This window comes from Streptacidiphilus sp. MAP12-16 (assembly GCF_041262165.1).
Taxonomy (GTDB): domain Bacteria; phylum Actinomycetota; class Actinomycetes; order Streptomycetales; family Streptomycetaceae; genus Streptacidiphilus.
The window spans coordinates 169,100-182,350 of sequence record NZ_JBGCBY010000016.1 but is presented as its reverse complement, the minus strand read 5'-3'; the positions used below and the strand labels follow the sequence as shown (position 1 = coordinate 182,350).

Annotated in this window: 10 protein-coding genes; 5 read left to right on the top strand and 5 right to left on the bottom strand. The window is 69.0% G+C overall.

Going from position 1 to position 13,251, the window contains the following annotated elements:
- Window positions 1-466: 466 nt before the first annotated feature.
- The 4 genes from ABIA33_RS22240 to ABIA33_RS22225 form a co-directional block, all read right to left on the bottom strand.
- Complete coding sequence (locus ABIA33_RS22240; RefSeq protein ID WP_370084113.1) at window positions 467-1,990, bottom strand: CoA-acylating methylmalonate-semialdehyde dehydrogenase; 1,524 nt, start codon at window positions 1,988-1,990, stop codon at window positions 467-469.
- A 120-nt stretch (window positions 1,991-2,110) separates the two neighbouring features.
- The gene (locus tag ABIA33_RS22235; RefSeq protein WP_370084112.1) at window positions 2,111-2,563 is read right to left on the bottom strand and encodes a hypothetical protein; all 453 of its coding nucleotides are present in this window, start codon (window positions 2,561-2,563) and stop codon (window positions 2,111-2,113) included.
- Window positions 2,564-2,786: 223 nt separating this feature from the next.
- Complete coding sequence (locus tag ABIA33_RS22230; protein WP_370084111.1) at window positions 2,787-4,181, bottom strand: NAD(P)/FAD-dependent oxidoreductase; 1,395 nt, start codon at window positions 4,179-4,181, stop codon at window positions 2,787-2,789.
- A gap of 73 nt (window positions 4,182-4,254) precedes the next feature.
- A complete protein-coding gene (locus ABIA33_RS22225; protein ID WP_370084110.1) occupies window positions 4,255-5,784 on the bottom strand; it encodes a gamma-aminobutyraldehyde dehydrogenase in 1,530 nt (509 codons plus the stop codon).
- Window positions 5,785-6,003: 219 nt separating this feature from the next.
- Between ABIA33_RS22225 and ABIA33_RS22220 the strand changes: the two genes are divergently transcribed.
- The 3 genes from ABIA33_RS22220 to ABIA33_RS22210 all read left to right on the top strand — a co-directional run bounded on the left by ABIA33_RS22220 (window position 6,004) and on the right by ABIA33_RS22210 (window position 9,586).
- Window positions 6,004-7,662 (top strand): PucR family transcriptional regulator, encoded by a 1,659-nt coding sequence (locus ABIA33_RS22220; protein ID WP_370084109.1) that lies wholly within the window; start codon window positions 6,004-6,006, stop codon window positions 7,660-7,662.
- 116 nt (window positions 7,663-7,778) lie between these two features.
- Window positions 7,779-9,140 (top strand): transaminase, encoded by a 1,362-nt coding sequence (locus tag ABIA33_RS22215; RefSeq protein WP_370084108.1) that lies wholly within the window; start codon window positions 7,779-7,781, stop codon window positions 9,138-9,140.
- A 5-nt stretch (window positions 9,141-9,145) separates the two neighbouring features.
- Complete coding sequence (locus ABIA33_RS22210) at window positions 9,146-9,586, top strand: Lrp/AsnC family transcriptional regulator (RefSeq protein WP_370084107.1); 441 nt, start codon at window positions 9,146-9,148, stop codon at window positions 9,584-9,586.
- Between the two features lie 60 nt (window positions 9,587-9,646).
- On the opposite strand, the gene ABIA33_RS22205 is transcribed toward ABIA33_RS22210, so the two are convergent.
- Window positions 9,647-11,098 (bottom strand): gamma-aminobutyraldehyde dehydrogenase, encoded by a 1,452-nt coding sequence (locus ABIA33_RS22205; protein WP_370084106.1) that lies wholly within the window; start codon window positions 11,096-11,098, stop codon window positions 9,647-9,649.
- Between the two features lie 183 nt (window positions 11,099-11,281).
- Between ABIA33_RS22205 and ABIA33_RS22200 the strand changes: the two genes are divergently transcribed.
- Both ABIA33_RS22200 and ABIA33_RS22195 read left to right on the top strand, forming a co-directional pair.
- The gene (locus ABIA33_RS22200) at window positions 11,282-11,755 is read left to right on the top strand and encodes an Lrp/AsnC family transcriptional regulator (protein ID WP_370084105.1); all 474 of its coding nucleotides are present in this window, start codon (window positions 11,282-11,284) and stop codon (window positions 11,753-11,755) included.
- Window positions 11,752-13,128 (top strand): aspartate aminotransferase family protein, encoded by a 1,377-nt coding sequence (locus ABIA33_RS22195; RefSeq protein WP_370084104.1) that lies wholly within the window; start codon window positions 11,752-11,754, stop codon window positions 13,126-13,128. The genes ABIA33_RS22200 and ABIA33_RS22195 overlap by 4 nt, the downstream gene beginning before the upstream one ends.
- The last annotated feature ends 123 nt before the right edge of the window (window positions 13,129-13,251 follow it).

Below are 13,251 nucleotides of genomic sequence, written 5' to 3'. Positions count from 1 at the left end.
TAGTGGATGGACGGGGTATCAACATATCTGGCGTTGACTTTTGGCACGCTGTTGAGTTCTCAAGGAACGGACGCTTCCTTCAAGACCGTCTCACCAGTCTCTCCGGGCGCTTCCTTCGTTCTTTACCCTATCAGACTCTCTCGGGTCCGATTTCCGTCTTCCCGCACCGTTTCCGGCCCGTTCCGACGAGTAAAACTCTAGCCGATTTCGCTCTGACGAGCGAATTCAACCGCATTCCCCGAAAAAGGACATGACGAACCAGAGGTCGCCCGGACCTGACTTTCAAGGGATGGCCGCTCCGGGAACGTCCGCGCAGATGCGTGTCCGTCTCTCCCGGTCGAGCGACCTCGGAACTCTACCCCGCAGTCGGCGACGACGCAAAATCGCCACGCGAAGGGAACAGGCCGGCTCCGCGACGTCACAGAGGGACGTCGCAGAGCCGGCCCGTTCGGAGGACCTGTGCGGATCAGGCGTTGGTCGGGAAGCCGAGGTTGATGCCACCGTGGCTCGGGTCGAGCCAGCGGGAGGTCACGGCCTTGCCGCGGGTGAAGAAGTGGATGCCGTCGGGGCCGTAGGCGTGGCTGTCACCGAAGAGCGAGGCCTTCCAGCCGCCGAAGGAGTAGTACGCGACCGGGACCGGGATCGGCACGTTGATGCCGACCATGCCCACCTCGACCTCGTTCTGGAAGCGGCGGGCCGCCCCGCCGTCGTTGGTGAAGATGGCGGTGCCGTTGCCGTACGGGTTGCTGTTGATCAGCTCAAGTCCCTCCTGGTAGGAGGTGACGCGGACGACCGACAGGACCGGGCCGAAAATCTCGTCGTTGTAGACCGACATGCCGGGCTTGACGTGGTCGAAGAGGGTCGGGCCGAGCCAGAAGCCGTCCGTGGTCTCCGAGCCGTTCTTGTCCGCTGCCGTGATCGGGTGCTTGCGACCGTCGACCGCGAGCTCGGCGCCGTCGGCGAGGCCGGACTCCAGGTAGGAGGTGACCTTGTCGCGGTGCACGCCGGTGACGAGGGGGCCCATGTCCGAGTCGCCGTTGCAGCCCGGGCCGACCTTGAGGGTCGCCATCCGCTCCTTGATCTTCTCGACCAGCTCGTCACCGATCGGATCCACCGCGACCAGTACGGAGACCGCCATGCAGCGCTCGCCCGCAGCGCCGAAGCCCGCGTTGATCGCGGAGTCGGCGGCCAGGTCGAGGTCCGAGTCCGGGAGGACCAACATGTGGTTCTTGGCGCCGCCGAGGGCTTGCACGCGCTTGCCGTAGCGGGTGCCGGTCTCGTAGACGTAGCGGGCGATCGGGGTCGAGCCGACGAACGACACCGACTTGACGTCCGGGTGCTCGAGCAGCCGGTCGACGGAGACCTTGTCGCCGTGAACGACGTTGAAAACACCGTCCGGAAGACCGGCCTCCTTCCACAGCTCGGCGATGAAGTTCGCTGCCGAAGGGTCCTTCTCGGAGGGCTTGAGAACGACGGTGTTCCCCGCTGCGATCGCGATCGGGAAGAACCACATCGGGACCATCGCCGGAAAGTTGAAGGGCGAGATGATCGCCACCGGGCCGAGGGCCTGGCGGATGGAGTAGACGTCGACGCCGGTCGAGGCCTGCTCGGTGAAGCCGCCCTTGAGGAGCTGCGGGATGCCGCAGGCGTACTCGACGACCTCCTGGCCACGGGCGATCTCGCCGAGGGCGTCGGAGTGGACCTTGCCGTGCTCGGCGACGATGATCGCGGCCAGCTCGTCCTTGCGGGCGTTGAGCAGCTCGCGGAAGTTGAACAGCACAGTGGTGCGCTTGGCGATGGAGGCGTTGCGCCAGGAGGCGAACGCCGTGACCGCAGCGCTCACGGCCGCGTCGACCTCGGCGATAGTGGCGAAGTCGACCTGGCCGGTAACCCTGCCGGTGGCGGGGTCGTAGATGTCACCGCGACGCGGGGCGCTGCCCGCGGTGGCGACAGCGGTGCCGCCGATCCAGTGGGTGATGTGCTTGCTCAACGTCTGCCTCCGAGTCCGGGCGGGGCACAGGGATATCGAGCGGGTGCCGCGCTCTACACATTCTGTTGCGGAAATGCGCAGAGCTCAATCGGCAGGCTGTCGGTGAAAGGCGATTCGTCCTTACAGCTCGTCGGCTTCCCCTGTCAGCACTGCGGCGGCCTCGTGCATGGCGAGCTCCAGCATCACCGGATCGACGAGGGTCCCACTGCCGTCCGGGGGTACCAGCCAGCGCAGCCCGCGCCCGGCTCGGCCGGGATAGGGGATGGCCAGCCAGGTTCCGCGTCCCGCGGTGCGCACTCCGGTCCCGACCCAACGGGCGGCTGTTCCGGGCGGGACGAAGAACCCGACCCGGAAGTCCGCGAAGTCGGCCAGTACCGGGCCGGGGTCCGAGTCGAGGCGCAGCAGCACATCGGCAGTGAGTCGGCCCAGGTCACCCGGCACTATCAACACGTCCCAGACGCGGCCCGCCGGGAGGAGGGTGATCCCGAGAGCGCTGCGCTCCCACTCCCAGCGGCAGGCTTCCGGATCCGGCGCGGCCGCGCTGAGCCATTCCACGGCCCCTCTCGCTTCCATGCTTCCCATCGCTTCATGCCCTCCACGTCCTCCCGGCGGCGTCCTGGGGCGGACCCGCTGGTAACAAGAGAGAGCGACTCACGGCCCAGCTCTTACACGGATGTGGGCAACATCCTGAATCCGTGCGGGCGAACATGGGGCGAGAAGGCGCGTACGGGTGCGAAGGAGGGCGCGCACCCGGTAGTGGGGGTGCGCGCCGCAGGGGCTGCGTTGGCGAGCGAGGTCAGCTGTCGAACCCCAGTCCGAGGGTGTCCATGGCCTTGAGCCAGAGGTTGCGCCTGCCCTGGTTGTGGTCGGCACGGTCGAGGGACCACTTGGTGATGCCGATGCCGGCCCATTTCACGGGCTCGGGCGGGAAGGGCATCGGCTTGCTCTTCACCATCTCCAGTTCGGTGCGCTCGGTGCGCTCGCCGGACAGCAGGTCGAGCATCACCTCGGCACCGAAGCGGGTGGCGCCGACACCGAGGCCGGTGTAGCCGACGGCATAGGAGACCTTGCCCCCGTGGGCGGTGCCGAAGAAGGCCGAGAATCGGCTGCAGGTGTCGATCGCACCGCCCCAGGCATGGCTGAAGCGCAGGCCCTCCAGCTGGGGGAAGGCGGTGAAGAAGTGCCCGGCGAGCTTGCGGTAGGTCTCCGGTCGGTGGTCGTACTCGGCGCGGACCCTGCCGCCGTAGTGGTAGATCGCGTCGTAACCGCCCCAGAGGATGCGGTTGTCGGCGGAGATCCGGAAGTAGTGGAACTGGTTGTTGCAGTCGCCCAGGCCCTGGCGGTTCTTCCAGCCGATGGCGGCGAGCTGGTCGTCCGTCAGCGGCTCGGTCATCAGCGCGAAGTCGTAGACCGGAGCCAGGAAGGGCCGGACCCGTTTCACCAGGTTGGGGAAGATGTTGGTGCCTAGCGCGACGTGGTTGGCGTGGACGCGGCCGTACGGGGTGCGGACGGCCATGCCGGGGCCGCTCTCGGCGAGGGCGGTGGCGGGCGTGTGCTCGAAGATCCGCACCCCCTGGTCCAGGCACGCCTGCTTGAGGCCCCAGGCGAGCTTGGCGGGATGGACCATGGCCACGCCGTCCTTGTCCCAGAGCCCGGCGAGGAAGGTCGGCGAGTCGACCTCGGCGCGCACCGCGTCGGTGTCGAGGAACGCGGCGTTGACGCCGTACTCCGCCATCGCCTCGGCGCCCTCGCGCAGCTCGTCGACCTGGTGCGGTTCGGTGGCGACGTCGAGCTCGCCGGTCCGCTCCCAGTCGCAGTCGATGCCATAGCCCTTGACCGCGTCCTCCATGGCCTGGAGGTTCTCCTGGCCGAGGCGCTGCAGGGTGCGGAGCTCGTTCGGCCAGCGCTCCAGGCCGTTGAAGAAGCCGTGGGTGAGACTGGCCGCACAGAAGCCGCCGTTGCGGCCGGAGGCGGCCCAGCCCACCTCCTGGCCCTCGACCAGGACGACATCGAGGGAGGGGTCGCGCTCCTTGGCGATCAGTGCCGTCCACAGGCCGGAGTAGCCGCCGCCGACAACCAGCAGGTCGCAGCGGGTGTCACCGACGAGGGCGGGCAGGGCCTCGGGCCGGCCCGGGTCGGCCAGCCAGAAGGAGGTGTGCTGGACGTCGGCGAGGGAATGGGCCGGATCCATGTTTCTCACTGCTCTCTGATGCGCGGTCAGGCGCTGTAGGAGGGGTGTTCGACGATCCCGGAGGGTCCGGAGGTCAGCGGTCGCCGAAGATGGTGCGGTGCCAGTCCTTGCGGGCTACGGCGGTGATGTCCTGCATGACGTGCTTGACCTGTGTGTACTCGTCGAGGGAGTACTGCGACATGTCCTTGCCGTAGCCGGAGGCCTTGTAACCGCCGTGCGGCATCTCACTGATGATGGGGATGTGGTCGTTGATCCAGACGCATCCGGCGTGGATCTCGCGGGTGGCGCGCAGCGAGCGGTACACATCGCGGGTCCAGGCCGAGGCGGCGAGTCCGTACGGGGTGTCGTTGGCGAGCCGCAGGCCCTCCTGGTCGCTGTCGAACGGCAGGACGACCAGGACCGGGCCGAAGATCTCGCTCTGCACCATCTCGGCGTCCTGGGCGACGCCGGTGATCAGCGTCGGGCGGTAGTAGGCGCCGAGGGTGAGGTCGGTGCCGTCGTGGCCCTTGTCCGGGGCGAAGCCGCCGGCCGCGATGGTCGCGCCGTAACCGCGGGCGCGCTCGACGAATCCGGCGACGCTGTCGCGCTGCCGGACGGAGACCAGCGGGCCGAGGTCGGTGTGCGGGTTGACCGGGTCGCCGAGGCGGACCAGGTTGTAGAGCTCGGCGACGCCCTCGACGAAGGCGTCGAACAGGGGGCGCTGCACGTAGGCCCGAGTGGCGGCGGTGCAGTCCTGGCCGGTGTTGATGAGGGACCCGGCGACCGCGCCGTGCACGGCGGCCTCCAGGTCGGCATCGTCGAAGACCACGAAGGGAGCCTTGCCGCCGAGTTCCAGGTGGGTGCGCTTGACGGTCTGTACGGCGACGTCGCCGACGCGCTTGCCGACGCCGGTGGAACCGGTGAAGGAGACCATCGACACGTCGGGGTGCCCGACCAGGTGCTCGCCCGCGACTCGGCCCGCGCCGGTGACGACGTTGACGACGCCGTCGGGGATGCCCGCGTCGGTGCACGCCTGGGCGAACATCAGCGAGGTCAGCGGGGTGAGTTCGGCGGGCTTGAGAACGATGGTGTTGCCTGCGGCCACGGCCGGGAGGATCTTCCAGCCGGCCATCTGCAGCGGGTAGTTCCACGGCGAGATGGAACCGACGACGCCGATCGGCTCGCGGCGGATCGAGGAGGTGTGGTCGCCCGAGTACTCTCCGGCCGCCCTGCCTTCGAGATTCCGGGCGGCCCCGGCGAAGAAGGCGGTGTTGTCGATGGTGCCGGGCAGGTCGAACTCGGTGGTGAGCTTGATCGGCTTGCCGGTCTGGGCGGTCTCGACGCGGGCGAAGTCGTCAGCGCGCTCGGCGAGGATGCCGGCGAGCTTGTGCAGTGCCTCGGAGCGGGCGGCGGGGGTGGCGCCGGCCCATTCGGGGAACGCGCGGCGGGCGGCGGCCACGGCGTCGTCCACATCCGCGGTGGAGGCGAGACGCACGCGTTGGACGAGGCTGCCGTCAGCGGGGTTGGTGACGTCGAAGGTCTCTTCGGCCGTGCCTTCGCGCAGCTCTCCGGCGAGGTACTGGGCTCCGGCGTCGAAGCGAGTTCCGACGATGGACCGGTCCATGGGTTCCTCCAGCGACGTCTGTGCAGGGCAGGCCGCCCACCCTGCGACGATCCCCCGGTGCGGCTCGGCCGGGCAAGCAACAGGACGCAAGGCAGATCGTTACCAGCATTACACCCTGCCAAGGATGGGACATCCGACACCTCGTTGCCCGCATGTCGAGTCACCCTGACACTATGAAGGGAATCCCTGCTGCTCCCGGCGCCGTTTCTGGAGGTCCCGTTGTTCCCCACCGTCGCCCGCGTCCTCGATCTGGATGTGGTCAGCCGCGGTCTGCCCGAGGTCGTCGCGGGCAAGGAGCACCTGGAGCGTCCGGTGCGCTGGGTGCACGTCAGCGAGCTGGCGGACGTGGCGGGAATGCTGCAGGGCGGCGAGCTGATCCTGACCACCGGAATCGCCCTGCCCGAGGACCGCGACAGCCTGGCCAGGTACGTCCGCGAGCTGGCCGACGTGGGTGCAGCGGGCCTGGTCGTGGAGTTCGGCCGACGCTACTTCGACAACCTGCCGCGCGCCCTGGTGCACGCCGCCGAGCAGCGCGGGCTGCCGCTGATCGTGCTGCGGCGCGAGCTTCGCTTCGTCGCGGTGACCGAGGCGGTGCACGCGCTGGTGGTGAACGCCCAGTTGGAGGAGCTGCGGTCGTCGGAGGAGATCCACCAGACCTTCAACGAGCTTGCGGTGGAGGGCGCGGAGCCGGTCGAGGTGGTGCAGCAGGTCTCCCGGATGGCGGGCGCACCGGTGGTGCTGGAGAACCTCTCGCACCAGGTACTGGCGTACGAGACGGGCGGAGAGAACGCGCAGGTGCTGCTGGCGGGTTGGGAGTCGCGCTCGCGCGGGGTACGTCCCGCGGGCCGGACCGGGCACGATCCGCGCACCGGCTGGCTGGTGACTGCGGTGGGGGCGCGCGGGCACGACTGGGGGCGGCTGGTACTGGTCGGCGCGCCCAGCTCCGCGCAGGAGGACGTGGCCCCGGAGCGGGCGTCGCACCGCCACACCATGCTGCTGGAGCGCGCGGCGGCCACGCTCGCGCTGAACCGGCTGCTGGTGCGCGACCGGGAGAGCCTGGAGCGGCAGACCCACCGGACCCTCCTGTCGGGCATCCTCACCCATGCGCTGACGGTGTCGGACGTGGCGTTGCGGGCGTCGGCGCTCGGCGTCCCGCTGGAGGGGCGGCGGCTGGTCGGCGTGGTGCTACGGCAGCGGCGCAGCCCCGTTCCCGCGGCGCTGGAGGCGCAGGCGCGGCTGCGGGACTTCACCGAGACGGCGGCCGCAGCGGTGCGGGAGAAGAGACTGACCGCGCTCGTCGGCGCACTCGACGACGAGGCGGTGGGACTGCTGGTCTCACTCGGCCCGCGCGACGACGAGCACGCGGCGCTGGAGGGCTTCGCCTCGTCGCTGCGGCGGCTGGTGCTGGAGGCCGAGGGCCCGGAGCCGGTGGTCGCGGTGGGCTCGTCCGTGGGCGCGGTACGGGATGCGCGGCGCACCCTGGTCGAGGCGACGCAGGTCGCAGACGCGGCGCTGCACGACGCGCCCGCGTCGGGGGCGCGTTCGGCGTCGTACTACCGGCTGCCGGACGTGCGGCTGCGCGGACTGCTGCATCTCCTGCGGGACGACGCGCGGCTGCAGACGTACGTGGAGCGGGAGTTGGGTCCGCTGTTGGCCTACGACGCGGAGCACGGCAGCCAGTTGATCCAGATGCTGCGGGTCTATCTGGAGCAGGGCCGCAACAAGTCGGCGGCGGCGGACGCCGCGCATCTGTCACGGCCGTCGTTCTACGACCGGTTGCACAAGGTGGAGCGAGTCCTCGGGGTGGACCTGGACCAGGTCGAGTCCTGCCTCTCGCTGCACGTGGCGCTGCTGGCCCTGGACGCGGTGCGGAGGTAGATCCCGGCCTGAAGGTTCACATTCGCGCGCAATGACACGCGTATCGAGTGCAGATCATTGCCCAGGCGATTGATTCAGCTGTACGGTCGAAGAACCGGCCCTACAGGAGGTTCCCCATGCCCACGTCCATCGACCGCGCCCGGCTCCGGCAGCTGCTCGCCCGGGAGACCGCGGAGAGCGCCGCGCGGAACCCGCGCTCGCAGGCGGCGTACGGGCGCGCGGAGCACCTGTTCGGGAAAGTGCCGATGACCTGGATGAACAAGAGCGCCGGGGCCTTCCCGCTCTACCTGGACGCGGCACGCGGCGCACGGGTCAGCGACATCGACGGGCATGAGTACATCGACTTCTGCCTCGGCGACACCGGGGCCATGGCCGGGCACTCCCCCGAGCCCGTGGCCGAGGCGATCGAGCAGCGCTACCGCGTTCGCGGCGGCGCGACGGCGATGCTGCCGACCGAGGACGCCGAGTGGGTCGGCGCCGAGCTGACCCGCCGGTTCGGGCTGCCGCGCTGGTCGTTCTCGCTCACCGCGACCGATGCCAATCGCTGGGCGATCCGGCTGGCCCGTGCCGTCACCGGCCGCTCCAAGATCCTGGTCAACAGCTACAGCTACCACGGCAGCGTGGACGAGTCGCTCATCGTCGTGGGCGCCGACGGCAACGGCGCCAGCCGTCCTGGCAACGTCGGTGCGCCCTGCGACGTGACGCTGACCAGCCGCGTCGCCGAGTTCAACGATCTGGACGGGCTGGAGCGCGAGCTCGCCCACGGCGACGTCGCGGCCGTGCTGATGGAGCCCGCGCTCACCAACATCGGCATCGTCCTGCCCGAGCCCGGCTATCTGGACGGCGTACGCGAGCTGACGAAGCGTTACGGCACGCTGCTCATCAACGACGAGACGCACACCTTCTCAGCGGGCCCCGGCGGTGCGACCGCCGCGTACGGGCTCAGCCCCGACATCCTGACCATCGGCAAGGCCATCGGCGGCGGCATCCCGGCCGGCGGCTACGGTCTTTCGGCCGAGCTGGCCGACCGCCTGCTCGGCCGCGCGGACCTGGACCTGGTGGACATGGGCGGCGTCGGCGGCACCCTGGCCGGCAACGCACTCTCCGTCGCCGCGATGCGGGCCACCCTCGAACTCGTCCTCACCGACCACGCCTTCGCCGCGATGTGCACCCTCTCCGAGCGGTTCGAGGCGGGAGTGAGGGACGGTATCGCGAAGCACGAACTGCCCTGGTCCGTCAGCCGACTGGGCGCGCGCAGCGAGTACCGCTTTGCGGACCCCGCTCCGCGCAACGGCACCGAGTCCGCCGCGAGCGCCGACGGCGAACTCGAGGACTTCCTGCACATCTTCATGGCCAACCGCGGCATCCTGATGACGCCGTTCCACAACATGGCGCTGATCTGCCCGGCCACCACCGAGGCCGACGTGGACGCCCACACCGCCCTGTTCGCCGAGGCCCTGACCGAGCTGGCAGGCTAGCGGGCGTGGACGACATCGACCGGGCCATCCTGCGCGAACTGCAGACCGACGGCCGCATGCCCTACGCCGACCTCGGCCCCAAGGTGGGCCTCTCCCCCTCGGCCGCGCGGCAGCGGCTGCAGCGGCTGATCGACACCCGGGTGGTGCAGGTCGTCGGCGTCACCGACCCGATGGCGATGGGCGGGCAGGCGATGGCACTGCTCGGCATCGGCGTGGACGGCGACGCACGGGCGGTGGCGGACCTGCTCGGCCGTCGCGAGGAGGTCGTCTACAGCGTGCTGACCTCGGGTGGCTTCGACCTCTTCGCCGAGGTGGTGTGCCACCAGCCGCGGGAGCTGCTGGACTTCATCAACGACGTGGTGCGGCCGATCGAGGGGGTGACCCGGGTGCAGAACTTCCCGTACTTCGGCATCCACACCCACCGCTTCCTCTGGGACGTGGGATGAATGCGACCTGAGACGAGAAGGGGGCCCGGACGCGTGCGTCCGCGCCCCATTCTCGGACCCTCAGCCGTCCAAGGACGTCATGACGTGCTTGATGCGGGTGTAGTCCTCGAAGCCGTACGAGGAGAGGTCCTTGCCGTATCCGGACTTCTTGAAGCCGCCGTGCGGCATCTCGGCGACCAGCGGGATGTGGGTGTTGATCCACACGCAGCCGAAGTCGAGCTTCTTGGCCAGGCGCATCGCCCGTGCGTGGTCCTTGGTCCAGACCGAGGAGGCCAGCGCGAACTCGACACCGTTGGCGTTGGCGACCGCCTCGGACTCGTCCGAGAACTTCTGCACGGTGATGACCGGGCCGAAGACCTCGTTCTGGATGATCTCGTCGTCCTGCTTCAGGCCGGAGACGACGGTCGGCGCGTAGAAGTAGCCGACCTCGCCGACGCGGTGACCGCCGGCCTCGATCTTGGCGTGCGTCGGGAGGCGGTCGATGAAGCCGCTGACCTGGGCGAGCTGGTTGACGTTGTTCAGCGGGCCGTAGAGCACGTCCTCGTCGTCCGGAAGGCCGGTCTTGGTGTCGGCGGCGGCCTTGGCCAACGCCGTCACGAACTCGTCGTGGATGTCCTCGTGGACCAGCACGCGGGTCGCGGCCGTGCAGTCCTGGCCCGCGTTGAAGAACCCGGCAACGGAGATGCCCTCGACGGCGGAGGCGATGTCCGCGTCGTCGAAGACCACGACCGGGGCCTTGCCACCCAGCTCCAGGTGCACCCGCTTGACGTCCTTGGCCGCGGAACCCGCGACCTGGATGCCGGCACGGACCGAGCCGGTGATGGAGGCCATCGCCGGGGTGGGGTGCTCGACCATCAGCCGGCCGGTCTCGCGGTCACCGCAGACGACGTTGAACACGCCGGCGGGAAGACCCATCTCCTCGAAGACGCCCCCGATGATCTCCGCGAGCAGCACCGTCGACGCCGGCGTGGTGTCGGAAGGCTTGAGCACCACGGTGTTTCCGGCCGCGATCGCAGGGGCGAACTTCCACACCGCCATCATCATCGGGTAGTTCCAGGGCGCGACCTGGGCACAGACGCCGACCGGCTCGCGGCGCACGAAGGAGGTCATGCCCTCCATGTACTCGCCGCCGGACTTGCCTTCGAGCAGTCGCGCCGCGCCCGCGAAGAAGCGGATCTGGTCCACCATCGGCGGGAGCTCCTCCGAGGCGGTCAGCCCGAGCGGCTTGCCGGTGTTCTTGGACTCGGCGGCGACCAGTTCCTCGGCCCGGGCCTCGACCGCGTCCGCGATCTTCAGCAGCGCGCGCTGGCGTACCGAAGGGGTGGTGTCGCGCCAGCTTTCGAACGCCGCCGCGGCGGCGGCCATGGCCGCGTCCACGTCGGCCTCGGCGGAGAGCGGAGCGGTGGCGTAGACCTCGCCCGTCGTCGGGTCTACGACGTCGGTGGTGCGGCCGTCGGCCGCGTCGGCGAACGCGCCGTTGATGTAGTTGCGCAGCTTCTGGAGCTCGCTCACGGGGACCTCTCCTCGAATCCAGCACTCCGGTGTGCCTGATGTGTACCAGCCGGGCCCAGCCTAGCGCCGCATCTGCGGTTATCGGCAGACCTGCGCTGGAAGGACGATGGAATCAGTACGATTTTGCGCCGATCGCGACGGAATCCCTTGCGAACGGGCGCTCGATAGGGCAGGGTGTTCGTCGTGGCCAACCGTGACCGGAACGGCAGCGTTCCCCTCGACTCCGTCTCCAAGGCGATCATCGAGCAGCTCCAGGAGGACGGCAGGCGTCCGTACGCCAGCATCGGCAAGGCCGTGGGCCTTTCCGAGGCGGCCGTGCGCCAGCGCGTCCAGAAGCTCCTCGACCAGGGTGTCATGCAGATCGTCGCCGTGACGGACCCGCTGACCGTCGGGTTCAGCCGTCAGGCGATGGTCGGCATCACCGTCGAGGGTGACATCGAACCGGTCGCGGACGCGCTGGCCGCCATGGACGAAGTGGACTACGTCGTTGTCACCGCCGGCTCTTTCGATCTGATGGCCGAACTGGTATGCGAGGACGACGAGCACCTCCTCGAACTGATCAACAAGCGCATCCGCGCGCTTCCCGGCGTGCGGAGAACCGAAAGCTTCGTTTATCTGAAGCTACGGAAACAGACCTACACCTGGGGCACCCGATGAGCGCCGACCCGGCCACCAAGGATCTTTCGAAGACCGCCTACGACCATCTCTGGATGCACTTCACCAGGATGTCGTCGTATGAGAACAACCCCGTCCCCACGATCGTCCGTGGTGAGGGTGCGTACATCTACGACTCCAACGGCCGCAAGTACCTCGACGGCCTGGCCGGCCTGTTCGTGGTCCAGGTCGGTCACGGCCGCGCCGAGCTCGCCGAGGTCGCCCGCAAGCAGGCCGAGAAGCTCTCGTTCTTCCCGATCTGGAGCTACGCGCACCCCGCCGCCATCGAGCTCGCCGAGCGTCTGGCGTCCTACGCCCCCGGCGACCTCAACAAGGTCTTCTTCACTACTGGTGGCGGCGAGGCCGTCGAGACCGCGTGGAAGCTGGCCAAGCAGTACTTCAAGCTCATCGGCGAGCACACCAAGTACAAGGTGATCTCCCGCGCGGTGGCGTACCACGGCACCCCCCAGGGCGCCCTCTCCATCACCGGCCTCCCCGCCCTGAAGGCCCCGTTCGAGCCGCTGGTGCCGGGCGCCCACAAGGTCGTCAACACCAACATCTACCGCGCCCCGATCTACGGCGACGACCCCGAGGCCTACGGCCGCTGGTGCGCCGACCAGATCGAGCAGGAGATCCTGTTCGAGGGCCCGGAGACGGTGGCCTGCGTCTTCCTGGAGCCGGTGCAGAACGCCGGCGGCTGCTTCCCGCCGCCGCCCGGGTACTTCCAGCGCGTGCGCGAGATCTGCGACCAGTACAACGTGCTGCTGGTCTCCGACGAGACCATCTGCGCCTTCGGCCGCCTCGGCACGATGTTCGCCTGCGACAAGTTCGACTACATCCCCGACATCATCACCTGCGCCAAGGGCATGACCTCGGGCTACTCCCCGATCGGCGCGGCGATCATCTCCGACCGCATCGCGGAGCCGTTCTACAAGGGCGACAACACCTTCCTGCACGGCTACACCTTCGGCGGACACCCGGTCTCCTCCGCCGTGGCGCTGGCCAATCTGGACATCTTTGAACGCGAGGGCATCAACAAGCACGTCCTCGCCAACGAGGACGCCTTCCGCTCCACCCTGGAGAAGCTGCACGACCTGCCGATCGTCGGCGACGTCCGCGGCAACGGCTTCTTCTACGGCATCGAGCTGGTGAAGGACAAGGTCACCAAGGAGTCGTTCAACGACGACGAGTGCGAGCGCATCCTCTACGGCTACGTGTCCAAGGCCCTCTTCGAGAACGGCCTGTACTGCCGCGCCGACGACCGTGGCGACCCGGTCATCCAGCTGTCGCCGCCGCTGATCGCCGACCAGTCGACCTTCGACGAGATCGAGGGAATCCTGCGCACGGTGCTCACCGAGGCGTGGAACCGGATGTAGCCGGCTCCGCACAGGACGCTGTGTCACGGGACGCTCCGTCCCGCCCTCCGCCGCTGGGCGGCTCCGACCCCACCTGGTCGGGGCCGCCCAGCGGCGTCTTCCCAGGTCGTCGCTGCGGCCGTT

What these genes read in the sequence shown, in the direction of transcription:
- ABIA33_RS22235 (WP_370084112.1), bottom strand. Translation starts at nt 2,563, where the DNA reads ATGGAAGCGAGAGGGGCCGTGGAATGGCTCAGCGCGGCCGCGCCGGAT.
- ABIA33_RS22230 (WP_370084111.1), bottom strand. Translation starts at nt 4,181, where the DNA reads ATGGATCCGGCCCATTCCCTCGCCGACGTCCAGCACACCTCCTTCTGG.
- ABIA33_RS22225 (WP_370084110.1), bottom strand. Translation starts at nt 5,784, where the DNA reads ATGGACCGGTCCATCGTCGGAACTCGCTTCGACGCCGGAGCCCAGTAC.
- ABIA33_RS22215 (WP_370084108.1), top strand. Translation starts at nt 7,779, where the DNA reads ATGCCCACGTCCATCGACCGCGCCCGGCTCCGGCAGCTGCTCGCCCGG.
- ABIA33_RS22195 (WP_370084104.1), top strand. Translation starts at nt 11,752, where the DNA reads ATGAGCGCCGACCCGGCCACCAAGGATCTTTCGAAGACCGCCTACGAC.